Here is a 23,063-nt window from a genome sequence, read left to right as displayed (position 1 = left end):
AGATTCTGCTTTGGAGATTCTAGACTATATCAAAGCAAACTGTGGTGGAAAATTGTTTGCAATCGGTGGCGTTTCACTTGGTGGTCAAATTGCCATGGAGCTTTTGTCTTTAGACAGCGAGATAGCTGAGAAGGCCATCATAGATGGAAGCCTCTGTATTCCTCAACCAAGGTTAACAAAAATCAGCATCTTTCTAGTAGCTCTATTTGGTAAAATGATGTTCAGTAAATTCTCTTGCAAACTTCAATTAAGCATGATGGACAAACTCTATCCTAAACTGGCTTATCCAGAGGAAATAAAAGCTTATTATTTGGAGGATCTGCCAAGAACGCCTGTCAAAACAATGGTGACCATTTACAAAACCTATATGGGGCGTTACAAGCTGAAGGATACGATTTCTGCTAGCAAAGCTCAGGTTTTGTATATCTATGGTGAAAAAGAATTAAACTGTGTGAAAGCATCGGCGAAATTATTTCAACAACTGCATCCAAATACGATCTTGTATGAAGCCAAGGGCTACAATCATGGCTATTTGTCAGCTTACTTGCCTCAAGAGTGGGTTGATTTGGTGCTACCGTTTTTGGAGAATAACGATTGATTATACTTTATTAATTTAGAAAGCAGAGTTTCATGGAAGTCAAAAAATATAGTCCGCTCAATTCCTTAAAAAAGATAGCAGATAACCTCTGGATTGTAGATGGGGAAGAAGTACTGATGAATTTCAAACTCTTCAAAGTGCCTTTTTCAACTAGAATGACAGTTATCCGTCTGCAGAATGGTGGTCTTTGGGTGCATTCGCCGATTAAGCCTAGTGATAATTTACTTTTTGAAATCAAGCAATTAGGTGAGGTAAAACACCTTATTGCACCCAATGTCTTACATTATAGTTATATAAATGAGTGGCACGAACTATTTCCGGAAGCAGAAGTATGGCTAGCTAGTGGTGTTCAAAAGCGTGCCGGAAAATCGGGAATGAATTTATATTATGGTCATGAACTAGAGAAAGCCAATTGGAACGAGGAAATTTGTTTTACAACATTTGAGGGAAGTTTTTACGTGAAAGAGGTTGTTTTTTTCCATACTGAAAGTTCAACTCTAATTTTAACGGATCTTATTGAAAACATAGAAACAGAAAATTTATCGATTTTTGAAAAGCTACTGTTAAAAATAGGTGATAATCACTATCCAAATGGTAAAACACCAAGAGATTTAAGAATGACTTTTTTATTTGGTAAAAAACAAGCATTGAAGAGTTATCATAAAATAAAGAAATGGGAACCTAAGAATATTATTATTTCTCATGGACCGTGTATCATTGGACAAACAAAAGAGATGTTAAACCAAGCGTTCTTTTGGCTAGAGAAATAGGAATTTACTATAAAGAAATTAATAAAATATATCTAATATAATTGACTACAATTACTTGGAGTTGTTAAATTAAGATGTGGAATCTACTTAAATTGTTGATTCTAAGAGGTATCAGTTGACACGAGAGAAAGAATATAGATTAACTAACGGTATCTCTTAATTAGATTTAGTGAAAGAAGAATCCATTTTTCACTTGAATCCCTTCTCTTTCGTATGGTAGAATGTATATACAAATTGTATGTACAAAGGAGAGGTAGAAATGGCAAACACGAAAGCAGTGAATTTTCGCGCAGATGCGATGTTTTACCAAAAAACAAAAGAGGTACTTGCAGATCAAAAAATTTCGGTGTCAGATGTCCTAAATGCAGCACTTCGAAAAATTGCCAACGGGACTGTGGATCCAAGAGAATTTGTTTCAAGTGATTTGCAGGACACGCAGTATCAAGTGGCCTTTGAGGATTTGAAGAAGGAGATTTTAGTTGGGCACCAGGAAATTGCTCAAGGGAAAGTCACTTCTGTAGCCGATGTGAGAAAGGAATTTGGTCTTGACTAAGTTGAAACGCTATCAGGTCTTTCTTGCAGATCAGGCTAAGCAGGACTTGCGTGGCATTCACGACTATATTCTTGTGAATTTTTATAGCCAGCAAGCTGCAGATGGCAAAGTTGATTTGCTATTAAGTGCTCTTGAGACCCTAGAACTGTTTCCAGAAGCCTGTCCTCTGGTATCAAGCCGGGGCTATGGTGAGATGACGAATGATGGGAAACCCTATCGTTATATGCCAATAGAGAACTATCTCGCATTTTATTATATTGAGAAGCATACAGTGTATGTTTCTCGTATACTCAGTGCAAAGCAGGATTGGGTCAAGATTTTTTATAAGTAGGATGAGGACCCCATGTTAAAATCGAATAAGCTGATTATTTTTTTAATTTCCCTACCTTTTCTGATGGTTATTATTTTCTATTTGCGCAATGGGCATCCTGGATATAGTGATGATAGTAATTTCATCAGAAATCATGAGGCTGCTATTAAGAGTGAGATCATCACACAATTAGCCCAGGAAAAGCAGGACATAGAATCTGTTACGCTCTTACCAAATACTGCTAGAGGGGAGTATGATAACGGTGGTGATGTGAGTGGACATTACCATATCTATTTTACAGCTTACGTCAACAATAACCGAGAGCGAACGATAAGAGTAGAACTATTTTTCCCGGATGCCAGCATTCCCCCTTTCACCTTGTTTCCTCCCAATCCTTATAAAGACAAGGGCAAAAAGATGTCCAATTGGTTGATGGGGAATATTGAAGTATCGGAATAAATCTCTAAATAGAAATATGGAAGAAGTAACGATGAATAGAATAGTAGATGATCAGATCACTCTTATTCCTTATTATAGGAATGATGACATCTCCCTTCTTTGGTATCAGGATAGTGAGGTTTGCAAACAAGTGGATAATACTGATCAGATTTACGATGTAACAAAACTTCATAAAATGTATGATTACCTAACTTCACATGGTTCTTGCTATTATATCCAATATGAGGGAGTGTTAGTTGGAGATGTGACACTTCAAGATAACTCGGAACTTTCAATAGTGGTCAGCAAAGAGTATCAGAATTTACAGATCGGAAGACGGTGTATTTCTGAAATGATACAGCTGGCCAAAGAGAAAAAAATGGTTAAGGTAACTGCTCAAATTTATCCTTTTAATACTCAAAGTCAAAGAATGTTTTTGGCTTTGGGTTTTCAGAAAGTAGATGAAGAGTGGTATGAATATAAGTTGATTTAGGATTGTTGTAGATCATTTTATATATTTAAATACTGGTCCGTATTTTGTATATCAAAGAACATCAAATTGAAAATTAACTCATTAAAAACATATAATTGAAAGATGAAGCTGGTATAAATGTAGACTTGCTGTAAAAACTTGGTATAGGGGATCCATCGTTATATTTGGTAAAACTAAAAATCGAAATCTAAACAGATCTTCTATGTTTGTAACCGCTTTTTTCTGCTATAATAATACTAGATAGTAATACGGGAGTTTATTATGGTTACAAAACGATTTTTGAAAAATGTCATCGTTGGGATAGTCGCGGTTTTCATGACCTTAACTTTTGTTCATGGGGTTCAAGCTCAGCAAACGGGACTCGATTACCAAAGTCTCAACCTGCTAGCTTTTACTGGTAACAAGCAGCTCGTTTTAGGTGAGTTTGATCATTTAGGTCGTGCGACTTCAGCTCATATACAGTTACAGGACAAGGATGAACCAAAGCAGAAAAGAGAGCCACGGCTGACCTACAATCCAGTCGGCTGGCATAATTATAAGCTGTCCTATGGAAACAAAGGGAAGAAGGCCTGGTTGTTCCATAGAGGGCATCTGGTCGGCTATCAATTTAGTGGTCTGACCAATGAAGGGAAAAATTTAGTTCCCTTAACTGCATGGACCAATAGTGGAAATTATAGAGGAACCGCTGATCGTAATGATGAGGGGATGCTCTACTATGAAAAGCGCTTGGATAGTTGGTTAGCCACTCACCCTCATTACTGGTTAGACTACAAGGTGACCCCGTTTTATGCGGGTGATGAATTAATTCCGAGACAAGTAATCTTGCAGTATGTTGGGATTGATCAAGAAGGAAATCTACTCCGTATAAACTTAGGAAGTCCGAAAGAATCTGTAGATGCTTATGGGATTACCACCGTTACCTTGGACAACTACTCTAAGAATGCAGCCATTGACTATCTGAAGGGAACCGCCAAACCATCCTTAGTGCCAACGGAACCAAGTAGTCAAGCACAACCATCCAGTCCTTCTATAGAGACCCAACCAAGTCAAGCTCCTCAACCGAGTCAATCAGTAGAAGCCGCCCAACCAGTTCAACCTGTGGAGCCTACAGAACCTAGTCCTCAATTGGCTCCAGTAGTTTATGTGGCTAGAAATGGGAGTGCGGATGTATATTGGTATTCTTTGGACAGTATGCCTCGCAATACTAACTTTTCTAAGGTTGTTCAAATGTCAGAAGAGCAAGCGCTAAGTCTTGGAAAGCGGCATACAAGTAAGGAATGAGGATCAGTTATTTTGATAATGAGAAAGCCCAATTGTTGGGCTTTTTGTGTAGGGTAAGTTCTAAATAGGAGAACTAAAATGATTGAAAATATGCTATAATAATAGGACGGAGGTAGAATATGACCTTAGATGTAGATAAAGAAAAAATGATGATTATGGGTGTGATTTTTGACAACAAAAAGGTTTTTAAGAGCGTCTGGTTTGCTCTTAGCACCAATATGATTGAAGGATGGCATCCCACGGTAGAAGACGTGGAGCGACTGAGAGAAGAGGCAGTTGCATTAGGAGTTGGATAATGGTCAGAAAAATATATGATGGGTATGATTATATAGACCCTGATAATTTATACACCTATCCCCATTCATCTGTTCTCATAAATAAATTTAATGAGAAAAATGATAATAAAGCACGAGAATTAGAATATCGTTTAGTAGCAAGCCAAAGTTTAAAACTGTTTATTAATCCAATTGAAGTAAATACTGTTTCAGATATTTTAAAGATTCACAAGTTTCTTTTTGAAGGGATGTATACTTGGGCAGGTCAATACCGTCAAGTAAATATCTCTAAAAGTGGAAATGCTTTTATGCCAGTTCAGTCTTTTGATATGGCAGAAAAATATTTAAATACTTTGATTTCAAACTATCTACTTAACGCAAATAATAAAATTGAGATTTGTAAAAGTTTAGCTGAGATATTAGATAATCTAAATTATTTTCACCCATTTAGAGAAGGAAACGGTCGTACTCAACGAGAAGTTATCCGTTCTTTAGCTTTGATGAAAGGCTATGAATGTGAAATTTCAATTGGTTTAGATGATGATATCTATCACTTATATATGGATGGAACAGTTTATGGAGATACTAGTAAACTCGAACAACTGTTCAATAAACTATTAACAGAAATATAGATCTGTAGTATATTTTATTAGGAAACGGTATAAAGTGATGCTTATAATGTAAAGTCACTGCTTTAATAAAGGTCTTTAAGCCCAATTGCTGGGCTTTTTGTATTGCATTACAATCTTAAAAAGTGAGTAGTCTAAAATTATCTCACAAGATCTTGCAAACCTTTTTCTAAAGTTGTATACTAGAATGAGTTTTGTGTAATCGTTTGCATAAATTGGTAAATGATGAAAAGAAAGGAAAGTAGGAGACGAGACAGATGGAATTAACAGCGATTTATCACCGGCCTGAATCGGAGTACGCCTATCTTTATAAGGATGGCCAGCTCCATATTCGCATCCGGACTAAGAAAGAGGATATCAAACGGATTGTCTTGCATTACGGGGATCCTTTTATTTTTATAGAGGATCTATATGAAGCAACCAAGGAAATGGACAAGGTGACGACCGACGACCTCTTTGATTATTGGCAAGTGTCGGTATCTGTCAGCCATGCACGGATCCAGTACCTCTTTGAATTAGAGGATACAGCGGGAGAGAAGATCTTGTACGGAGATCGAGGTGTGGCAGCTTACACCAAGGAGAACCTAGACTTCGTCATGAACGGTTTTAAGCTTCCTTTTATCCATGAGATCGATGGATGTGCTGTTCCGGATTGGGTGGCTCAGACAGTTTGGTACCAGATTTTTCCTGAGCGCTTTGCCAATGGCAATCCAGCCCTGTCACCTGAAGGCGTCCGCCCTTGGGATGCCTCTATTGCTCCTCAAGTATTGGATTTCTTTGGTGGAGATTTGCAGGGGATCATCAATCACTTGGACTACTTGCAGGAGTTAGGGATCACAGGGCTCTACCTTTGCCCGATTTTTGAATCGCCGAGCAACCACAAATACGACACCATCGATTACTTTGAAATCGATCGACATTTTGGTGATAAAGAGACCTTCCGCCAGCTGGTGAAAGAGGCTCACGCGCGTGGGATGAAGATCATGCTGGATGCCGTCTTCAACCATATTGGCTATGATTCACCCCAATGGCAGGATGTGGTCAAATACGGGGAGGATTCGATTTACAAGGACTGGTTCCATATTAAAGAGTTCCCTGTCTCCTCAGAAAATCTGTGGAATAGTCGCGACTTGTCTTACCATGCTTTTGCCTTTGCGGGCTATATGCCCAAGCTCAATACGGCTAATCCAGAGGTGAAGACCTATCTATTGAAGGTGGCGACATACTGGATTGAAGAGTTTGATATTGATGCTTGGCGACTGGACGTGGCCAATGAAATCGACCATCAATTCTGGCGAGATTTCCGTAAGGCGGTCTTGGCCAAGAAGCCGGATCTCTATATCCTTGGAGAAATCTGGCATTCGTCCCAACCTTGGCTTAATGGTGATGAGTTCCATGCCGTGATGAACTATCCGCTCTCTGAAAGTATCAAGGATTATTTCCTGCGAGGACATAAGGAGACGCAACGCTTCATTTGGGAGATCAATAGCCAGTCGATGTACTACAGGCAGCAGATCTCTGAGGTCATGTTCAACCTCTTAGACTCCCATGATACAGAGCGGATTTTGACGACGGCAAAAGGGGATCTCCAGTCCGTCAAGTCTGCCCTCGCCTTCCTCTATCTGCAACGCGGAACGCCGTGTATCTATTATGGAACGGAGCTAGCCCTCATCGGTGGCCCAGACCCAGATTGCCGCCGTGTCATGCCTTGGGAGCGCGTGTCAGCAGACAATGATATGCTAAACTTTATGAAGGACTTGATACAGCTCCGAAAAGAAGTGGCGGGCATGATTCAGCATGGTAAAGTGGGTCTGAAAGAAGTAGAGCCGGATGTGGTGGCAGTAGAATGGAAACATGAAGGTCACATTCTCAAAGCCTACTTTAACCACTCGAAGAAGGACGTTGTCTTAGAAAGAGGACAAGCAAATCTGATCAGTCATGGGAGCATTTCCGATGATCGATTGATCATTCAACCAAATGGATTTGTTATTTATAGAGAAGATTAGGAATGAAGTAGACTGGAATCGAGAGATTGCAGGCTTCTTTTTATAAATGGTTGGTTTATGGTTGTCAGTATAGTATAATAGTAGAAAATGATAAAGGAGGAGACGGTGATGAAGATGTTAGCAATCAATCCTATTTCGTTTAAAAAAAGAATGAAGGAATTTTTATTTGATTATCTTTTCATACTAGCTTATTTAGCGCTTCTGTTTATAGGTTCTATGCTTTTTTACATTATTTTTTTTAATGGTATCCCAGAGTTTACAGAAATTCAGTCGCAGTGTCTTGCATTTTTTACATCTGTTTTGCCAATCACTCTACTTTTTACATTCTTAGATTATACAAATAATGGGAGTTTTGGGAAGGCGAAAGCAGGACTTGAACTGGTCTACCAGAAAAAAACAGTGCAAGCTAGCTTGATTAGAAATGTCATCAAATTTTTACCTTGGCAACTCGGTCATATGGGCACGATACATGGTGTCTATAGTGAGTTTGATGTGTTATCCATTAGCCTCTCTATTTCGGCGACTCTCCTCGCAGTTTTGCTACTGGCAATGACAGTGTTTAGAAAAGATAAGAGGCATCTAGGGGACCTGCTAGCCCATACGCAAGTTCAGCAAAAAGGTGACTAGGATACAGATTGTCTATTCTGTCCTCAATAATAATACAAACATAGTTAGGAAGTATTTGTATGAATGAGACCGTTGAGTTTACAAATCTTTGTATGGTAAGAGACGGCGATAGAGTTCTTGTTATTGATCGTAAAAAAGAGGACTGGCCAGGTATAACCTTTCCTGGAGGTCATGTCGAAGTGGGAGAATCATTTACGGAAGCAGTGATCCGTGAAGTGAAGGAAGAAACTGGCTTAAGGATAGCTTCTCCCCAGATTTGTGGAATGAAAGATTGGGTAGAAGACGGCATTCGTTATGTAGTTCTCTTTTATAAGACAGAAAAGTTTGAAGGAGACCTAATATCCTCTGAAGAGGGGGAAGTCTGGTGGGAGAACCTGAAAGAAATGCCAAATCTAGACCTCTCTCTAAATATGGAGGATATGCTTCGTATCTTTCTTGAAGAAGACCTGTCTGAATTTTTCTACTACCAAAATGGAGAAGACTGGAAGTACGATTTAAAGTAAAATTGAACGCTGATTCTGAAAAAAATAACCTGATCCAAGTGTAATAGAGCAAAGTTCCAAATTAAAAGTGATGAGTGACTTAGTCAAGAAATATGATCGGAATTGGGATAATAACTGTGTTAGATCTCACCATGATAGCATGCTTAGTCTATTAGAAACTGAGATAGAAAAACACAAATAAGTGTGGCTTACCCTTGGTCTATTTTTCAATTCCTTTAATTGTACTTTTACCTACATAGGTGTATAATGTTTCCTTAGGTAAAGAAAATAGAAGAATAAGGAGATTCATATGGAATTAAAAGATTTTACAGAAAAAGAACAAGAACAGATCAACCAAGGTTTGAGTACAGCTGAGATTTCTGATAAAGAAGCAGCGAAGAAGTTGCTCGCTTTAGTCCCGCAAGAATGGATCAAACGTATTCCTTTCTTAGTCAGGGGGCATGCGACGACCAAGACAGTTGAGCGTGTAGCCAAGCAATACCCTGAACTCTATGCCGTGGCGAAACGTCAAGGGGACCTTCCTGAAAAAGAAGGAGAAGAGCTCCGCAAGATTATGACAGCTATCTTTGAAGAAAAGATGAACAAACACAAGATTAAATAAGATTTTATAATACTTTGTCATTTTTTATTTCACATAGAATGAGTGATTGCAGTTGAAATGCAGTCACTTTTTTATTTACTAGCCATAGAGACTTTTACACTAGTAAATAAAAATGAACAATATTTCATGATATAATACTAATGAAAGCAGTTCCAGAGGGATGAAAATTTCATTGGAGAGAAACAAGTAAAGGGAGTCATGATGAAAAAGTTTTTGATATTTATTTTTACAATTTTTGGATTATTTGCAGGAATGCTAGCTCTTATAGTAATTGATTATGAAATAAATTATAATAAATGGATAAATTCACGTTCAGGATCACAGTTGACTAATCCTGTACAAAAATACTCTTCTTCAAGTGATGGAAATAAGGATGATTTTGAATCATCAAAACAAGAATACGCTACTTCAAGTTCTAGTACACAGAATTATGATTATAGAAAATACACTTCTTCAAGTGATGAAAATGAGGACGATTTAGAATTATTATTTAATTTGCTTGTGAAAAAACTTTTTCATCCAACTTTAGTAGAAGAAGAATTTAAAAGGGCATATGCAACAGCTAAGCAACTGTCAAAGGATTCTCCTATTTCGAAGCAGGCTATCAAAAATAAAATAAAGATTTATAATTATTCAGAAGGAGCTAACCAGTACGCTATATATAAGCTTAATATGGACTGGAAAGAGCAGGCTGTTTTAGCAGCAAAATCACTTCAAAGGTATCGTTATTCAAAAGAAAAATTAGTTTGGCAACTTATAAATGTTGAACTATTTACTCAAGAAGAGGCTGACTATGCTGTAGAACATGTTAATTTCGATTGGAAGGAGGACGCTGTGAAAGAAGCGGAATCTTATGCAAACGGTCGCAAGATTACGAAAGAAAAGATATTAGAAATACTTGTTGAAAAAAGAAAATTTACTCAAGAAGAAGCTGAGTATGCAATAGAACATGCAAAAATAGATTGGTCGAATTAAACAATAATTTTAATTTTGATTTTTGTAACATATTGAAGAGCTGGACAGTTTGCCAGCTCTTTTTTGCTACTTATAAACTTTTCTCATTTCGTAAAAAATAGTTGGAGCTAACCTAGTTTTAAACTATAATAGAGGAGAAGGATTATCAATATGAAAAATTTATGGTACAAACATTTTAATCAATAGAGAAGGAACCAGTTTATGAAACCATCTAAAAAAATCATGCTCCTTACTAGCTGTGCCTTGGCGCTCTTTGCTTTAGCGGCTTGTGGTAGCAACCAAAAGCAATCCAAGGAAAAGCAGGCAAGTTCCACTGTGCAGAAATCTAGTTCAGATAAGGAGCGCTACAAGGGAAGCTATAGCAACCTCAACAGCAAGGCGAGTGTCGAAGAAGTGCGGGCTCTCTTGTCTGCTTATTTGGATCGGGAAAGTGTAGACAAGTTTCTGGGTCTAGTAACGGACTACGATAGCATTGTCGGCTCGGTCGGCTTGACGGGTGACTTTAGCACCTTCAAGAAAACAGACTACAATGTTGAGAAGATCAGTGACTTGTGGACCAAGAAAAAGGGTGATTTCGTCGGGACCAACTGCCGGATCAATAGCTATACTCTTCTGAAGAATCGCATCGAGATTCCTAAGATGAAAGCGGATAGTGAACTCTTGTTCGTGGACAATGATGCCATTGACAAAGGGAAGATCTTCGATGAGGCAGACAAGGAAGCTTTTAACATTCTGTATTCACGGGTTCCGACAGAGGCGACGACGGATGTCAAAGTCCATGCCAAGAAGATGGAAGAGTATTTTTCTCACTTCAAGTTCAATGAAAATGCCCGCATGCTTTCCGTTATCGTTCATGATAACCTAGACGGAAATACCCTTTTTGTAGGGCACGTCGGTGTCTTGGTTCCTGCCAAGGACGTCTATCTCTTTGTTGAAAAGCTGACCTTTGAAGAGCCTTACCAAGCCATCAAATTTGCGACCAAGGAAGATGTCTACAAATACTTGGAGACCAAATACCAAGATTACACAGGTGAAGGTCTAGCTAAGCCCTTTATCATGGACAATGAAAAATGGATTGAGATGAAGTAGAGAATGAAGGACATTGTGATAGCATTTAGAAAGATAATAGAGTATGCTCCGATTCTTTATGCGCTAGTTTTCTTGCTCTTTTTCAGTCTTCTCCTTTTCCTGAGAAGAAGGGCAATCGTGAAACGTAGTGGAGGTCCCTACTTTGCCCCGTTCCATATTAGCCGTGGAATCTTCTATATCCATGTCGCTCTGTGTTTCAGTCGTCGCAGCATCCCACTGAAAGAGATCAAGCAAATCACGTATTCAATTTTTCGTGGACGATCTGGTGGTGGGGCTCGTTATGCTTTCTATATCGAACTCAGAAATGGAAAGACTATTCCCTTCTTTTTTGGAAAAAGCAAGCGGAATGAAGAGCTAGTGGAGAAACTCAAACGAAATGCAGGCAGGTATGGGTTTAAGGTAGATAGCACTGGAAATTAATTGAAAGAAAAAGGAATCACGAATGAATAGAAAGCAAGCCCTATCTATGTATTTGTTAGGGACCTTTGGTCAAGTATTAGGAGTTAGCCTTCTGGTGTGGTTTTTAAGAGCAGGAGGAGTGAAGGTTGATTTTACATCATCATTTGGGATCATCGCTATTATTGTAGGTGGCTTATCATCTGCTTTTTGGGGGAGTCTTGCAAGCATTAGTTACCATCAATCTAGTTTCAAACAAGTTTTAAAAGATTTTTTTCAAGTCAAAGACAGTTTAGTTAATTATTGTTTAGTGCTCGTTTTCTTGCTACTTGACTTTTTCCCACTTATCTTAGGTGGTAAGATTACCACTCAATCGTTGGTCTTGACAGTAGTGCTCTTTTTCAAGGCTCTTCTTTTTGGTGGAGTTGAAGAAATTGGCTGGCGTTATTTCTTTCAACCAACTTTGCAGGAAAAAATACCTTATTTTTCAGCTACTTTGATCACCTTTTTAGCCTGGTCTAGTTGGCATCTTTTCTACTTCTACATCGATGGTTCTTTAGGTGTCATTCAATTATTTCCGTTTCTAGTAGGTCTGCTAACTAACTGTTTTATCTTATCGGCCTTGTATCATAAAACGCAAAATTTATGGCTCTGTGTCATGACCCATGCCTGTATCAATTCCTTGTCTCAGATTCTAGTGAATGAAGAGGTATGGCTATCTATCGTCAGTAAAATTCTTATTATTAGTTTAGCAATCATGATTGCAAGAAGGAAGTATGTAACTGTAAAGGAGGAAAAATGAACAAATTTATTTCAAAACGATCAGTCGCTATCTGGTATGCATTGACTGCCCTCCTTGCTACAGTTCTAGTAGGCCAAGTGATCCTTTGGTGTTTTCCAGATGGGAGGAGTATGGGTGCATCGCTCCTGTTTATCCTAATGAACTTGATTCCCCTGATTGTGGCGGCTGTCTTTTCTCTGGTGTTGAGGGAAGTCAACTCCTTGGGTGAATTTTTCAAAAAGGTCTTTCTTCAAAAAGAAAGTCCCCTATCCTGGATCCTAGCATTCTTCATCCCCGTCATCTATTATGGGATCTCCATCCTGCTTATGAATGTTCGCTTTACTGGGAACTCCCTCTTGGCCTTCTTCCTTTATTTCCCCTGGACCTTATTATATGGAGGCCTAGAAGAAGTCGGTTGGCGTTGGTTTTTACAAGATCATCTTTCCTTTAGTAAGCACTTTATACCTAAAATGATGGTTCTTTCCATTGTCTGGTTCCTCTGGCATATTCCTATCTATCAACTCCCTTGGATTACAGCTGGCTCGTCCAACTATCTCATCTTTTACCTGATGATTTTAGGGAATACCTTCCTATTTGGAGCGCTCAAGGAGTACTCGAAAGGAACTGTCCCTTGTATCATCGCTCATATGCTAATTGATAGTCTGGCTGTCCTTATGCTGGTTCAAAGTTCTCTTCCTCAGATTATCCTTCTAGTTATTTTCGAAATCCTAGTAGCCTCTTGGCTAGTGGCTGCACGAAAATCAGAGAAATAGAGTTGTACCTCTTCGGTGGGAGTCTGTCATCTTTACCCTTTAGGACTTAAATGTAGAGTCCATAAAATGCTATAATCAGTTTAACGAAGAACCTAGCGATAGGATCAAAGTATCAACACAGTGTTATTCTTATCTATAATGAGAGAGGGGGAAAACCATGCAAAAAACCTTTCAGTTGTTGCGAAGAGGAGATCTAGAGGGAGTTCGTCAGATATTGGATAAAAAGCCTGAAGAAGTCAATGCTGTTTCGGGTGACAAACCTAAAAGAGATCAGGGACAGTCGCTCCTTCAAGTCGCTATCAAATCGGGACATTTAGATATTGCAGACTTACTCATTGATAGAGGGGCAGATCTTAACTTTATCGAAGAGCCGACAGAGCTGAATCCGTTTTGTCAACCAGTCCTCCAAACAGCGGGTGGTAGAGCTGTATTTGACTGCAGGCGCATGATCAAACGTTGGAATGGCCAATATGAGATGTATTCGTCTAAGGAAAAAGCTGACAAGTCTTTCAAGGTTTTTGAGAAAATGTTGGAACTTGGGGCCGATATCTCTCAGAAGGACAGCCATGGTGGGACTTTGTTGCAAACTATTTTAATTGAAACCAAGGAAGTTCTGCCATCTTATTATTGGAAAACAAAAGAAACAAGCGATAATGTCCTCATAACGGATGAATTACGTCATGATTTAAATCGTATTTATGATCTATTAATTCGTTACGGTGTGACTGCGGACGAAATAGCGGTCTATCAGAACATTCCTCTTAAAGAACTTTACCAAGACAGCCCTACCATGGAGTTCTTAAATCGGTTAGATCAGAGCAGATCTTGATAAGCATTTGAACTACTAGTTAAAAGAGCCTCAGGGCTCTTTTTGCTTGGTCTGATAGAGCTGGAAGTACTAGGAAAATGTTAGACCGAATTTTCTTTAAAAAATGGATACAAATCCATGATGAAATAGAGTATACTAGTTGATGAAAGAACAAGATTTTTAAGTACCTAATTCAGGAGGGCAGTTTATGTCTCAAGAAACTTTCATCATGGCGATTGACCAGGGAACCACTAGTTCGCGGGCTATCATTTTTAATAAAAAAGGCGAGCAAGTCAGCTCTAGTCAAAAGGAATTCACTCAGATTTTTACGCAGGCTGGTTGGGTGGAACACAATGCCAATGAAATTTGGAACTCGGTGCAGTCGGTGATCGCTGAGGTCTTTATTGAAAGTGGCATCAAGCCCAATCAAATCGAAGCAATTGGCATTACCAATCAACGGGAAACGACAGTTGTTTGGGATAAGAACACGGGGCTTCCTATTTACAATGCCATTGTCTGGCAATCTCGTCAAACTGCTCCACTGGCTGAAGAACTTAAAAACCAAGGCTATGTAGAAACCTTCCACCAAAAGACAGGTCTAGTCATTGATGCCTACTTTTCAGCAACAAAAGTTCGTTGGATCTTGGACCATGTAGAAGGGGCGCAAGAGCGTGCGGAGAAGGGCGAATTGCTCTTTGGAACCATTGATACTTGGCTGGTCTGGAAGCTGACGGATGGAGCTGCCCACGTGACAGACTATTCCAATGCAGCCCGTACCATGCTTTACAATATCAAGGAACTGAAATGGGACGATGAGATTTTAGAAATCCTCAATATTCCTAAAGCCATGCTTCCTGAAGTGCGTTCAAACTCTGAAATCTATGGCAAGACAGCTCCTTTCCATTTCTACGGTGGACAAGTGCCGATTGCAGGGATGGCGGGAGACCAGCAGGCTGCTCTCTTTGGTCAATTAGCCTTTGAACCTGGGATGGTCAAAAATACTTATGGAACTGGATCTTTCATCATTATGAATACGGGTGAGGAGATGCAGTTATCAGAAAATAACCTGCTGACGACGATTGGTTATGGGATCAATGACAAGGTCTACTATGCCCTTGAAGGATCGATCTTTATCGCTGGAAGTGCCATTCAATGGCTTCGTGACGGTCTGCGTATGATCGATCATTCACCTGAATCCGAGGCCTATGCTTTTAAGTCCCAGAACCAGGATGAAATCTATGTGGTCCCTGCTTTTACCGGTCTTGGAGCACCATACTGGAATCAAGAGGCGCGTGGTTCTGTCTTCGGGCTTACCCGGGGAACGACCAAGGAAGACTTCATCAAAGCAACCCTTCAATCCATTGCCTACCAAGTACGCGATATCATCGACACCATGCAGGTAGATGCTAAAACCTCTATCCCAGTCCTAAAAGTAGATGGAGGGGCAGCGAAAAATGATTATTTAATGCAGTTTCAGGCAGATATTCTTGGGATTGCGATTGCTCGTGCCAAAAATTTGGAAACAACGGCTTTAGGAGCGGCCTTCCTAGCAGGTCTGACCGTAGGCTATTGGAAAGACTTGGAAGAATTAAAATCTCTTCATGGAGCAGCTCAAATCTTTGAACCCAAGATGGATGAATCTCGTAAGGAAGAGCTGTACAAGGGGTGGAAGAAAGCAGTCAAAGCCACTCAAGTATTTGCGGAATCTGATGACTAAAGGGATCAATCAAATGAATAGTTTATGAGAGAGAGTGGGACAGAAATCGGTAATTCGTTAGAATTCGATTTCGTCGTCCCTCCTTCGCACAGTTGAGTAGGGCTGTAAAAGCTGATGAAATCAGCGTAGTAGAGCCCATCAACCACTGCGTCTTGCTCGACAATCCAAAAATAATTGAGAGGCTAGGACTTTTGTCCCAGCCTCATGTAGTTTTTACAGAATAGAACAGTTATCTGTTTTGGTTAAAAGCCATATTCTATTTCACTTATCACTAAATAAAAATATCATATAAATGAACTTTTTTTAAAAAATAACAGGCCAGAGTTTGACACTTTTTTCACAAAGGAGTATACTGTTAGCATAGTTTTGTCGGATATTTATAATAGATCCCATCAAAACTAGTTGTCAACCCTTGCTGTTCTGATAGGAACGTTTGCTGGTATCGTTGATACCAAGGAGGAATCATATGTCTAAAGTAGCTATTGTCACAGGTGCTGGTCAAGGAATCGGTTTTGCAATCGCAAAACGTTTGGTGCAAGATGGCTTCAAGGTCGGAGTATTGGACTACAATGCTGAAACAGCTGAAAAAGCAGTTGCTGAGTTGTCCGCAGAAAATGCTTTTGCGGTCGTTGCTGATGTATCCAAACAAGCAGAAGTAGCTGCAGCTTTCCAAAAAGTTGTTGACCATTTTGGAGATTTGAATGTTGTCGTGAACAATGCAGGTGTTGCGCCAACTACACCACTTGATACAATTACAGAAGAACAATTTACGCGTACATTTGCTATTAACGTTGGTGGCGTGATTTGGGGTGCTCAAGCTGCACAAGCTCAATTCAAAGCGCTTGGCCATGGCGGAAAAATCATCAATGCAACTTCACAAGCAGGGGTTGTAGGTAACCCTAACTTGACTGTTTATGGTGGTACTAAATTTGCAGTTCGTGGTATCACACAGACTTTGGCGCGTGACTTAGCGGATTCAGGAATCACTGTCAATGCTTATGCACCAGGTATCGTGAAGACTCCAATGATGTTTGACATTGCTCATGAAGTTGGTAAGAACGCAGGTAAAGATGACGAATGGGGTATGCAAACATTCGCTAAAGATATTACTCTCAAACGTCTTTCAGAACCTGAAGATGTAGCAGCAGCGGTCAGCTTCCTTGCTGGACCTGATTCAAACTACATCACAGGACAAACCATTATCGTAGATGGTGGGATGCAGTTCCATTAAGATAATAAATAGAGGTTGGGATCAACATCCTAACCTCTTATTTTTTATGCTATTTCGTTAATACAATGGTATCAGAAGGATCGCGATCGTCATCTTCAATAGTGAGTTGGTTACCTTCTAGTTTGTAATATTTGAGATCATCTCCCACAGTGAGAGTATGATTGTCGGAGTGAACGGTTACAGGCTTGCTTTCTTTCTCGCCATCCCTTTCAACCTCTTCCCATGTGCCCATCTTACCAGAGAGGGTCAGAGTGATCTGATCATTTTCATCAGTCCCTTTGTATGTACCGTCTAGATTTTCAGCTTGGCTAGCTGTTTGTGAACCTTTAGAGCTTGAAGTGCTCGAAGAAACCTGTTGTGAACTAGCAGAGTTTGCAGGTGTTTGAGCTGTCTGGTTCGAGCAGGCTACTAAAAGACCAAGAACTGCCAGTGAGGCAAGAGAAAGTGTGAGTTTTTTGGACAATGTCATCGGCTTGTCTCCTTTCTTTGATAATCCAAATATAGCAGAGGATAGAGGAGAAGACAATGAAAATGATTTTTCAGAAAAGGGAGAAAGAATTCTTTATATGTTCATCTTTTTAGATCAAAAAAACCACTCCCGAAAGGGAAGTGGTTCTGTGTTGGTTCTTATTTGAGACCGTATTTTTTGTTGAAACGATCCACACGTCCATCTGCTTGAGTGAACTTTTGACGTCCAGTGTAGAATGGGTGTGAGTCTGATGAAATTTCAACACGGATCAATGGGTAAGTTTCACCTTCGAATTCAACTGTTTCGCTAGAGTACTTAGTTGAACCGCTGACGAACTTGTAACCAGTAGTAGTGTCCATGAAGACAACAGGGCGATATTCTGGATGGATATCTTTTTTCATTTTGCAATATTTCCTTTCTGCCATGGTCTCTTTCCGAGCCATAGATTGTTACTAAGCTAGTTTACCAAATTTCCAGGATCTTGACAAGTATTTTCACTAATTTTATTTAAATTAATGATCAAAAAAATCACCCTAGCTATGCTAAGGTGATGATAATCTTATTATTGTTCAGATTGATTTGGATCTTTTGGTGCTTCAACTGGTTGATCAGCTTTTCCTTCAGTGTGTTCGTGTGATTCTTTTTTGATTTCATCTACTGCAGTTTTAACTGTAGTAGTTGTCACCCGTCCAACTGTTTGTGCAAATCCTTTACCAGATTCAGCAAGTTCTTCGAATGTTCCTTTAGTGATTTTACCACCTGACATCGCCAAGAGACCAGTTACAACAATAGCGATTGATGCGATCAAAGCAAGGATCAAACCAAAGCCAATTGAAACGCCATAACCATTGAAGTCAACAGCATATTTGTTTACACCAAATAGATCGATCAATGTTACGATAGTTGAGAGAGCCCCTGATACGATAACACCAATTGCAAAACCTTTTGGTAGTGAAGATTTCACATCGTTCAAGCAAGCAAGGACAATCGCAACGACTGCGAAGATAATAACGAACCATCCATCTCCGCGAAGGCCATTCCAGCTGTATGAACCAAAGGCACCAGCATTCAGGCTTGCCCATGGCAAGAAAGAGCTAAGAATCGCTACCGCAGCAGAGATAATGATAAACAAACGATTTTTTTCCATAATAAGTCTCCTTAAAAATTTTATTAGCTTTATTTTACCATAAGAAAGATCAAATGAAAACCCCATGACCAAGATAAAAAGGCTGAGAAACCGTTCTCAGCCTTCGTTTGTGCGTGCCACTTCTTGTAGCTCTTTGTAGATTTGGTCGTTTTCTTCGAGGGAGTAGGAGTTAGCTCCACTAGCTAGTGGATGGCCACCACCATTATGACGTTTGGCAATCTCATTAATCACTTTTCGTTTGCTACGCATCCGGACACGGAAGTGACCGTCAGTCTGTTCAACAAAGATAGCCCAAACAGACACGGTATCGATGCGTCCAGGAGCTCCAACAATCGCAGCAGTCTCAGAATCACGTAGATCAAATTTCTTCAAGAGCTCTTGTGTCAAGGTCACACGCGCAGCGCCATGTTCGTCGATCTCGAGATGGTCATAGACGTAGCCTTGAAGCTTAGCGGTTTTAAGATTGATCGTATCCATTTGACGAGCAAGGGCAGTAAAATCAAAGGGAATGCTTCGAAGTGTTGCAGCGATCTCAAAAGTCCGAGTCGAAGTAGCAGGATAAAGGAAGCGACCCGTATCGCCGACAATCCCTGCATAGAGGAGACGCGCAGCACTAACCGGTAGTTCGAGATCCAATTCCTTAGCAAAAAGTGCAATCAGCTCACTGGTAGAGCTTGAGTCTGTATCAACCCAGAGCAGATCGCCATATGCATCGTCATTTGGATGGTGGTCGATCTTGATCAGGAAATCACCATTCAAATAGCGCTTGTCATCGATTCGGGGAGTATTGGCCGTATCACAGACAATCACCAAAGCTCCCTCAAAATCTTCATCCTTGACCTCATCCATTTCAGCAAGCCAAGTCAAGGTCGGTTCATCATAGCCAGTTGCCAAGACCCGCTTTTGAGGGAAGTGCGCACGCAGGAGATCCCGCAAGCCCACCTGGCTCCCAATCGCATCCGGATCCGGATTCTGGTGACGGTGGATAATAATCGTGTTATAAGCTTGAATCTTTTCAAGAATGTCATTCATTACGTTCATACATTACCTCATTTTCTCTGTCAATTTTAACATAAAAAAGGCCCATACAGCAAGCGTTTATCACTATGCAGGGTCAGTGGAGGCGGTTTTACATTGTATGGATATTTTGTTAGAATGAGAGAGATGATGAAAGAAATTAAACAATCAATGAAAAGAAAACGATGGTTACAATTTCCCAAAATGATTGTGGTAGTGTTGGTCGTAATGCTTATTGCAGTATTCCTAAGTAGTTGCAGTAACAATCAACCGGCATTGAATGTTTTAAAAAAAAAGCAATTTGTTCTGATCAAAATGGGAGATCCTCTTTATAAGGATTTTGAAGTTGGGTTTGATCTTAGGGAGGAAGAATTTTATTATATTGCAGAAACTGCTGTGAAAGATGACACGGTATATGGTGGTTATAAAGCGGACTGGGATCGTAAACAGTATTACAAATCTGCAGTAAATAACGAATTATCATCAGTTCTATTAAGTAAGAAAATTACTACTGATGAAATTAAGAAATCCAACTATCAAATTACTAGCTCACCGAAAAGATTTTTGGACGATAAATTGATGAAAGAAGAATATCCCCCGGAATTTGAAGCGATTTATTTGAAGAAAAATCGTCAATTCACCAAGGTTCGCATCACCTACAACAAAGAGTTTTTACCTACTAGAATCGAGTGGTACTATAAGGGTGAAGAAGGACTAAAATGGTACACTTGGCGCACCTATTCGTATCCGTTCAAAAATAAGTCTTATTTTGATAAGAAGTTGGATGAAGAAATTAAAGATATTAAAGAGATTCAAGAAGAAAACGAGGGCGATTAGGTTGAATCGGTCCAAATTCTTGAAACGTGTCCCTTCTTTCAGCTTATCGGGAAAGGTTTCGTGCAAAATGCTTGAAAAAGTGGTATAATACGGGAAATAGCTTTTGGGAGGAAATTATGACTGTAGCGAAGATTGTTTTTGCTAGTATGACTGGAAATACTGAAGAAATCGCCGATATCGTAGCGGATAAATTCCGTGATCTTGGTGTCGAAGTAGATGTGGATGAGTGTACAACTGTGGATGCGGAGGACTTCCTTGATGCAGATATCGCGGTGGTAGCGACTTATACCTACGGCGATGGAGAGCTTCCAGATGAGATTCAAGATTTCTACGAAGATTTGGCTGGCCTTGATCTCAAAGGCAAACTTTACGGTGTTGTAGGATCAGGGGATACCTTCTACGATGAATTCTGTAAAGCAGTTGATGATTTCGACCGTTGCTTCGCTGCGACTGGTGCTGAAAAAGGCTCTGAGTGTGTCAAAGTTGATTTGTCTGCAGAAGACGAAGACATTGAAAAATTAGAAGCCTTTGCGGAAGAACTCGTAGCCAAAGCAAATTAATGACAAAGAGGCTGGATCGATGGATTACAGCCTCGATTTATATCCAAAATAAAGAGGAGACACATGGATTTAGATCAGATTCGTAAGGACATTGACCAGATCGATCAAGAGCTTGTAGCCTTGCTGGAAAAACGGATGGTTTGTGTCAGTCAGATTATAGAATATAAGGAGCAGCAGGGCCTACCTGTGCTCGATCAAGGAAGGGAAAGAGAGGTACTTGAGAAAGTCGGATCTCTTGTGACAGATGAGCAGTATCGTGCGACCATTCAATCCCAGTTTCATGATTTAATGGCGCGTTCTAGAGACTATCAAGAGGAGGTGAGGGCGCGTGACTAGTCTATCTATCAAGCAAAAAGCACAGCAGTATGTGATCCTAACAGGGATGGCCCTCTTCATCGGTCTCTTGGTCGGTGCTATTGATATGATTTTTGGTCAAGGTCTTCTTCTGATAGGGGATTTCCGAAGCCAGCACTGGCCCTTGATTCTTTTCTTGGCTTTAGCGGGGCTTGTCATCGTTTATCTTTATAAACGTTTTGGTGGGAAGGCTTCAAAAGGGATGGGCCTCATCTTTGATGTCGGACACGCGCGTGAGGAGAAAATCCCCTTGGTCTTGGTGCCTTTGATCATGCTGACGACCTGGATGAGCCATCTCTTTGGCGGTTCGGTTGGTCGGGAAGGTGTAGCAGTCCAAATCGGAGCGACCCTTTCGCATTGTTTTGCGCGTTACATCAAGATTCCGGATGCTTCGCGTATTTTTCTCATGACTGGGATGGCAGCTGGTTTTGCAGGGCTCTTTCAGACGCCACTCGCAGCAACCTTCTTTGCCCTTGAGGTCTTGACAGTTGGGGAGTTGCAGTTGATGGCTCTCTATCCTGCGCTTATCTCTTCGATCGTGGCTAGCTTCACTTCGCATGCCCTTGGTTTAGAGAAATTTGCTGTGCCACTCAAGGAAACGCTGAGCTGGACACCAGAGACCTTGATCAAAGTCGCCCTTCTTGGCTTGGCGTTTGGCCTCGCTGGGAAGCTCTTTGCAGTTAGCCTTTCTTGGTTGAAAAAAACAGTTGCGAAAGTACTGCCTAATCCTTATATCCGAATCGCGGTCATTGGGGCTGGACTCAGCTTGATCCTCTTGACTCTCCAGCTGACTAAGGTCGGCTCTTATAGCGGACTCGGAACCAATCTGATTGATGTGGCTTTTCATCAGGGTAGTGCGCAGAGTTATGACTGGATCCTCAAGCTCCTCTTTACCGTGGTGACGATCTCTGCTGGATACCAAGGAGGAGAAGTGACACCACTCTTTGCGATCGGAGCTACACTTGGCGTCTTTCTCGCTCCTCTGCTGGGCTTACCCGTCTTAGTGGTGGCTGCTATCGGTTATGCCAGTGTCTTTGGTAGTGCGACCACGACCTTGCTCGCACCGATCTTGATCGGAGGAGAAGTCTTTGGCTATGGCAATCTTCCTTTCTTTGTGATCGCCTGCGCCATCGCCTATTGCCTACCAAAAGAGTGGAGCATTTATTCCGGCCAAAAAGTTGCAAAAAAGTAGAGAAAAGAGCTTTACAAACCTGAAAATATCTGATATGATAGTTTTTGTGCGTAATGGAAGCACAAAAATACAGTTTATCCGCTGAGGGAGGTCCCTCAAGATTGACGAAGATAGGAGAATAAAATGAATCCATTAATCCAAAGCTTGACTGAAGGTCAACTTCGTACTGATATCCCTGCATTCCGTCCTGGTGACACTGTTCGTGTACACGCGAAAGTTGTCGAAGGATCTCGTGAACGTATCCAGATCTTTGAAGGCGTTGTTATCGCTCGTAAAGGTCAAGGACACACTGAAATGTACACTGTTCGTAAAATCTCTAACGGTGTCGGTGTTGAACGTACATTCCCAGTACACACTCCACGTGTAGACAAGATTGAAGTTGTACGTTACGGTAAAGTACGTCGTGCGAAATTGTATTACCTTCGTGCATTGCAAGGTAAAGCAGCTCGTATTAAAGAAATCCGTCGTTAAGACGAACAAGGAGGCGGGAGTGATCTCGCTTCTTTTTTTATAGGTCCCCTTAGTTCAATGGATATAACAACTCCCTCCTAAGGAGTAGTTGCTGGTTCGATTCCGGCAGGGGACAATAATTCAATCACAAGAGGCTGGGACAAAAGTCCTAGCCTCTTTATT

30 protein-coding genes and 1 tRNA gene are annotated in these 23,063 nt (G+C 40.4%); 27 read left to right on the top strand and 4 right to left on the bottom strand.

All coding sequences use genetic code 11. The features are described 5' to 3' along the window. The 21 genes from HMPREF3002_RS07705 to HMPREF3002_RS07610 all read left to right on the top strand — a co-directional run. A partial coding sequence (locus tag HMPREF3002_RS07705) for an alpha/beta hydrolase (protein WP_070666564.1) occupies positions 1-598 on the top strand: 598 nt, incomplete at its 5' end. A gap of 32 nt (positions 599-630) precedes the next feature. Further along, the gene (locus tag HMPREF3002_RS07700) at positions 631-1,368 is read left to right on the top strand and encodes a DUF4336 domain-containing protein (protein WP_070665972.1); all 738 of its coding nucleotides are present in this window, start codon (positions 631-633) and stop codon (positions 1,366-1,368) included. A gap of 259 nt (positions 1,369-1,627) precedes the next feature. Then, the gene (locus HMPREF3002_RS07695) at positions 1,628-1,921 is read left to right on the top strand and encodes a type II toxin-antitoxin system RelB/ParD family antitoxin (protein ID WP_048716237.1); all 294 of its coding nucleotides are present in this window, start codon (positions 1,628-1,630) and stop codon (positions 1,919-1,921) included. Next, positions 1,914-2,252, top strand: a complete 339-nt coding sequence (locus HMPREF3002_RS07690) for a type II toxin-antitoxin system RelE/ParE family toxin (RefSeq protein ID WP_049513954.1) — start codon at positions 1,914-1,916, stop codon at positions 2,250-2,252. The genes HMPREF3002_RS07695 and HMPREF3002_RS07690 overlap by 8 nt, the downstream gene beginning before the upstream one ends. A 12-nt stretch (positions 2,253-2,264) precedes the next feature. Then, positions 2,265-2,690: a hypothetical protein gene (locus HMPREF3002_RS07685; RefSeq protein ID WP_070665969.1), complete on the top strand. Its 426-nt coding sequence runs from the start codon at positions 2,265-2,267 to the stop codon at positions 2,688-2,690. Between the two features lie 31 nt (positions 2,691-2,721). Further along, positions 2,722-3,162, top strand: coding sequence for a GNAT family N-acetyltransferase (locus HMPREF3002_RS07680; RefSeq protein ID WP_070665966.1), 441 nt, complete (start codon positions 2,722-2,724; stop codon positions 3,160-3,162). A gap of 261 nt (positions 3,163-3,423) precedes the next feature. Next, positions 3,424-4,443: a DNA/RNA non-specific endonuclease gene (locus HMPREF3002_RS07675; RefSeq protein WP_070665963.1), complete on the top strand. Its 1,020-nt coding sequence runs from the start codon at positions 3,424-3,426 to the stop codon at positions 4,441-4,443. A gap of 119 nt (positions 4,444-4,562) precedes the next feature. Continuing rightward, positions 4,563-4,739 (top strand): hypothetical protein, encoded by a 177-nt coding sequence (locus tag HMPREF3002_RS11205; protein ID WP_003017298.1) that lies wholly within the window; start codon positions 4,563-4,565, stop codon positions 4,737-4,739. Next, positions 4,739-5,350, top strand: coding sequence for a Fic/DOC family protein (locus HMPREF3002_RS07670; RefSeq protein WP_003017315.1), 612 nt, complete (start codon positions 4,739-4,741; stop codon positions 5,348-5,350). Before HMPREF3002_RS11205 ends, HMPREF3002_RS07670 begins: the two co-directional genes overlap by 1 nt. A 254-nt stretch (positions 5,351-5,604) precedes the next feature. Then, the gene (locus HMPREF3002_RS07665) at positions 5,605-7,353 is read left to right on the top strand and encodes a glycoside hydrolase family 13 protein (protein ID WP_070665961.1); all 1,749 of its coding nucleotides are present in this window, start codon (positions 5,605-5,607) and stop codon (positions 7,351-7,353) included. An 87-nt stretch (positions 7,354-7,440) separates the two neighbouring features. Continuing rightward, positions 7,441-7,980 carry an RDD family protein gene (locus HMPREF3002_RS07660; RefSeq protein WP_070665958.1) on the top strand — a complete coding sequence of 180 codons (540 nt, stop codon included), beginning with the start codon at positions 7,441-7,443 and terminating at the stop codon, positions 7,978-7,980. Positions 7,981-8,039: 59 nt separating this feature from the next. Then, positions 8,040-8,483 (top strand): 8-oxo-dGTP diphosphatase, encoded by a 444-nt coding sequence (locus HMPREF3002_RS07655; protein WP_049506085.1) that lies wholly within the window; start codon positions 8,040-8,042, stop codon positions 8,481-8,483. A 289-nt stretch (positions 8,484-8,772) separates the two neighbouring features. Continuing rightward, the gene (locus tag HMPREF3002_RS07650) at positions 8,773-9,084 is read left to right on the top strand and encodes a hypothetical protein (protein WP_070665956.1); all 312 of its coding nucleotides are present in this window, start codon (positions 8,773-8,775) and stop codon (positions 9,082-9,084) included. Positions 9,085-9,285: 201 nt separating this feature from the next. Further along, a complete protein-coding gene (locus HMPREF3002_RS07645; protein WP_049472823.1) occupies positions 9,286-10,059 on the top strand; it encodes an Ltp family lipoprotein in 774 nt (257 codons plus the stop codon). A gap of 201 nt (positions 10,060-10,260) precedes the next feature. Then, entirely contained in the window at positions 10,261-11,148 is an 888-nt protein-coding gene (locus tag HMPREF3002_RS07640) for a DUF4300 family protein (protein ID WP_070665953.1), read from the top strand. 3 nt (positions 11,149-11,151) lie between these two features. Beyond that, positions 11,152-11,568 (top strand): hypothetical protein, encoded by a 417-nt coding sequence (locus tag HMPREF3002_RS07635; RefSeq protein WP_049506093.1) that lies wholly within the window; start codon positions 11,152-11,154, stop codon positions 11,566-11,568. Between the two features lie 22 nt (positions 11,569-11,590). Continuing rightward, a complete protein-coding gene (locus HMPREF3002_RS07630) occupies positions 11,591-12,346 on the top strand; it encodes a CPBP family intramembrane glutamic endopeptidase (protein ID WP_070665950.1) in 756 nt (251 codons plus the stop codon). Continuing rightward, positions 12,343-13,098 carry a CPBP family intramembrane glutamic endopeptidase gene (locus tag HMPREF3002_RS07625; protein WP_070450201.1) on the top strand — a complete coding sequence of 252 codons (756 nt, stop codon included), beginning with the start codon at positions 12,343-12,345 and terminating at the stop codon, positions 13,096-13,098. The genes HMPREF3002_RS07630 and HMPREF3002_RS07625 overlap by 4 nt, the downstream gene beginning before the upstream one ends. A 157-nt stretch (positions 13,099-13,255) precedes the next feature. Then, the gene (locus HMPREF3002_RS07620; RefSeq protein ID WP_070665947.1) at positions 13,256-13,927 is read left to right on the top strand and encodes an ankyrin repeat domain-containing protein; all 672 of its coding nucleotides are present in this window, start codon (positions 13,256-13,258) and stop codon (positions 13,925-13,927) included. Between the two features lie 187 nt (positions 13,928-14,114). Continuing rightward, a complete protein-coding gene (gene glpK / locus HMPREF3002_RS07615) occupies positions 14,115-15,623 on the top strand; it encodes a glycerol kinase GlpK (protein WP_070665945.1) in 1,509 nt (502 codons plus the stop codon). A 466-nt stretch (positions 15,624-16,089) separates the two neighbouring features. Continuing rightward, on the top strand, positions 16,090-16,854 hold the full coding sequence (locus HMPREF3002_RS07610) for a (S)-acetoin forming diacetyl reductase (RefSeq protein ID WP_003006860.1): 765 nt from the start codon (positions 16,090-16,092) through the stop codon (positions 16,852-16,854). Positions 16,855-16,903: 49 nt separating this feature from the next. Here the strand turns inward: HMPREF3002_RS07610 and HMPREF3002_RS07605 are convergent, their stop codons facing one another. The 4 genes from HMPREF3002_RS07605 to HMPREF3002_RS07585 form a co-directional block, all read right to left on the bottom strand. After that, positions 16,904-17,323 (bottom strand): SP_0198 family lipoprotein, encoded by a 420-nt coding sequence (locus tag HMPREF3002_RS07605; protein ID WP_049497591.1) that lies wholly within the window; start codon positions 17,321-17,323, stop codon positions 16,904-16,906. A 158-nt stretch (positions 17,324-17,481) separates the two neighbouring features. Next, the gene (locus HMPREF3002_RS07595; RefSeq protein WP_021153079.1) at positions 17,482-17,724 is read right to left on the bottom strand and encodes a type B 50S ribosomal protein L31; all 243 of its coding nucleotides are present in this window, start codon (positions 17,722-17,724) and stop codon (positions 17,482-17,484) included. Positions 17,725-17,885: 161 nt separating this feature from the next. Continuing rightward, complete coding sequence (locus tag HMPREF3002_RS07590; RefSeq protein WP_070665942.1) at positions 17,886-18,470, bottom strand: DUF5336 domain-containing protein; 585 nt, start codon at positions 18,468-18,470, stop codon at positions 17,886-17,888. 96 nt (positions 18,471-18,566) lie between these two features. Further along, positions 18,567-19,511 (bottom strand): DHH family phosphoesterase, encoded by a 945-nt coding sequence (locus HMPREF3002_RS07585; RefSeq protein ID WP_049497597.1) that lies wholly within the window; start codon positions 19,509-19,511, stop codon positions 18,567-18,569. 126 nt (positions 19,512-19,637) lie between these two features. Here HMPREF3002_RS07585 and HMPREF3002_RS11350 point away from each other — a divergent pair, with 126 nt between their 5' ends. The 6 genes from HMPREF3002_RS11350 (at position 19,638) to HMPREF3002_RS07555 (ending at position 23,016) form a co-directional block, all read left to right on the top strand. Then, a complete protein-coding gene (locus HMPREF3002_RS11350; RefSeq protein WP_256263422.1) occupies positions 19,638-20,324 on the top strand; it encodes a hypothetical protein in 687 nt (228 codons plus the stop codon). Positions 20,325-20,440: 116 nt separating this feature from the next. Beyond that, on the top strand, positions 20,441-20,884 hold the full coding sequence (locus HMPREF3002_RS07575; RefSeq protein ID WP_003007049.1) for a flavodoxin: 444 nt from the start codon (positions 20,441-20,443) through the stop codon (positions 20,882-20,884). 63 nt (positions 20,885-20,947) lie between these two features. Beyond that, the gene (locus HMPREF3002_RS07570; RefSeq protein WP_070665938.1) at positions 20,948-21,220 is read left to right on the top strand and encodes a chorismate mutase; all 273 of its coding nucleotides are present in this window, start codon (positions 20,948-20,950) and stop codon (positions 21,218-21,220) included. Positions 21,221-21,266: 46 nt separating this feature from the next. After that, on the top strand, positions 21,267-22,430 hold the full coding sequence (locus HMPREF3002_RS07565; RefSeq protein WP_176745579.1) for a chloride channel protein: 1,164 nt from the start codon (positions 21,267-21,269) through the stop codon (positions 22,428-22,430). Positions 22,431-22,553: 123 nt separating this feature from the next. Continuing rightward, complete coding sequence (gene rplS, locus HMPREF3002_RS07560; protein WP_021153086.1) at positions 22,554-22,901, top strand: 50S ribosomal protein L19; 348 nt, start codon at positions 22,554-22,556, stop codon at positions 22,899-22,901. 43 nt (positions 22,902-22,944) lie between these two features. Further along, positions 22,945-23,016, top strand: a tRNA-Arg gene (locus HMPREF3002_RS07555). The last annotated feature ends 47 nt before the right edge of the window (positions 23,017-23,063 follow it).

The sequence above is a fragment of the Streptococcus sp. HMSC065E03 genome (assembly GCF_001815045.1).
GTDB classification, from domain to species: Bacteria; Bacillota; Bacilli; order Lactobacillales; family Streptococcaceae; genus Streptococcus; species Streptococcus parasanguinis_AD.
This window is presented reverse-complemented; position numbering and strand designations above follow the sequence as displayed.

Bases quoted from the DNA above. Each gene is read 5' to 3' on its own strand.
- HMPREF3002_RS07700 (WP_070665972.1), top strand. From the start codon at position 631: ATGGAAGTCAAAAAATATAGTCCGCTCAATTCCTTAAAAAAGATAGCA.
- HMPREF3002_RS07695 (WP_048716237.1), top strand. From the start codon at position 1,628: ATGGCAAACACGAAAGCAGTGAATTTTCGCGCAGATGCGATGTTTTAC.
- HMPREF3002_RS07685 (WP_070665969.1), top strand. From the start codon at position 2,265: ATGTTAAAATCGAATAAGCTGATTATTTTTTTAATTTCCCTACCTTTT.
- HMPREF3002_RS07680 (WP_070665966.1), top strand. From the start codon at position 2,722: ATGAATAGAATAGTAGATGATCAGATCACTCTTATTCCTTATTATAGG.
- HMPREF3002_RS07675 (WP_070665963.1), top strand. From the start codon at position 3,424: ATGGTTACAAAACGATTTTTGAAAAATGTCATCGTTGGGATAGTCGCG.
- HMPREF3002_RS11205 (WP_003017298.1), top strand. From the start codon at position 4,563: ATGACCTTAGATGTAGATAAAGAAAAAATGATGATTATGGGTGTGATT.
- HMPREF3002_RS07670 (WP_003017315.1), top strand. From the start codon at position 4,739: ATGGTCAGAAAAATATATGATGGGTATGATTATATAGACCCTGATAAT.
- HMPREF3002_RS07665 (WP_070665961.1), top strand. From the start codon at position 5,605: ATGGAATTAACAGCGATTTATCACCGGCCTGAATCGGAGTACGCCTAT.
- HMPREF3002_RS07660 (WP_070665958.1), top strand. From the start codon at position 7,441: ATGATAAAGGAGGAGACGGTGATGAAGATGTTAGCAATCAATCCTATT.
- HMPREF3002_RS07655 (WP_049506085.1), top strand. From the start codon at position 8,040: ATGAATGAGACCGTTGAGTTTACAAATCTTTGTATGGTAAGAGACGGC.
- HMPREF3002_RS07650 (WP_070665956.1), top strand. From the start codon at position 8,773: ATGGAATTAAAAGATTTTACAGAAAAAGAACAAGAACAGATCAACCAA.
- HMPREF3002_RS07645 (WP_049472823.1), top strand. From the start codon at position 9,286: ATGAAAAAGTTTTTGATATTTATTTTTACAATTTTTGGATTATTTGCA.
- HMPREF3002_RS07640 (WP_070665953.1), top strand. From the start codon at position 10,261: ATGAAACCATCTAAAAAAATCATGCTCCTTACTAGCTGTGCCTTGGCG.
- HMPREF3002_RS07635 (WP_049506093.1), top strand. From the start codon at position 11,152: ATGAAGGACATTGTGATAGCATTTAGAAAGATAATAGAGTATGCTCCG.
- HMPREF3002_RS07630 (WP_070665950.1), top strand. From the start codon at position 11,591: ATGAATAGAAAGCAAGCCCTATCTATGTATTTGTTAGGGACCTTTGGT.
- HMPREF3002_RS07625 (WP_070450201.1), top strand. From the start codon at position 12,343: ATGAACAAATTTATTTCAAAACGATCAGTCGCTATCTGGTATGCATTG.
- HMPREF3002_RS07620 (WP_070665947.1), top strand. From the start codon at position 13,256: ATGCAAAAAACCTTTCAGTTGTTGCGAAGAGGAGATCTAGAGGGAGTT.
- glpK (WP_070665945.1), top strand. From the start codon at position 14,115: ATGTCTCAAGAAACTTTCATCATGGCGATTGACCAGGGAACCACTAGT.
- HMPREF3002_RS07610 (WP_003006860.1), top strand. From the start codon at position 16,090: ATGTCTAAAGTAGCTATTGTCACAGGTGCTGGTCAAGGAATCGGTTTT.
- HMPREF3002_RS07605 (WP_049497591.1), bottom strand. From the start codon at position 17,323: ATGACATTGTCCAAAAAACTCACACTTTCTCTTGCCTCACTGGCAGTT.
- HMPREF3002_RS07595 (WP_021153079.1), bottom strand. From the start codon at position 17,724: ATGAAAAAAGATATCCATCCAGAATATCGCCCTGTTGTCTTCATGGAC.
- HMPREF3002_RS07590 (WP_070665942.1), bottom strand. From the start codon at position 18,470: ATGGAAAAAAATCGTTTGTTTATCATTATCTCTGCTGCGGTAGCGATT.
- HMPREF3002_RS07585 (WP_049497597.1), bottom strand. From the start codon at position 19,511: ATGAACGTAATGAATGACATTCTTGAAAAGATTCAAGCTTATAACACG.
- HMPREF3002_RS11350 (WP_256263422.1), top strand. From the start codon at position 19,638: ATGAAAGAAATTAAACAATCAATGAAAAGAAAACGATGGTTACAATTT.
- HMPREF3002_RS07575 (WP_003007049.1), top strand. From the start codon at position 20,441: ATGACTGTAGCGAAGATTGTTTTTGCTAGTATGACTGGAAATACTGAA.
- HMPREF3002_RS07570 (WP_070665938.1), top strand. From the start codon at position 20,948: ATGGATTTAGATCAGATTCGTAAGGACATTGACCAGATCGATCAAGAG.
- HMPREF3002_RS07565 (WP_176745579.1), top strand. From the start codon at position 21,267: ATGGCCCTCTTCATCGGTCTCTTGGTCGGTGCTATTGATATGATTTTT.
- rplS (WP_021153086.1), top strand. From the start codon at position 22,554: ATGAATCCATTAATCCAAAGCTTGACTGAAGGTCAACTTCGTACTGAT.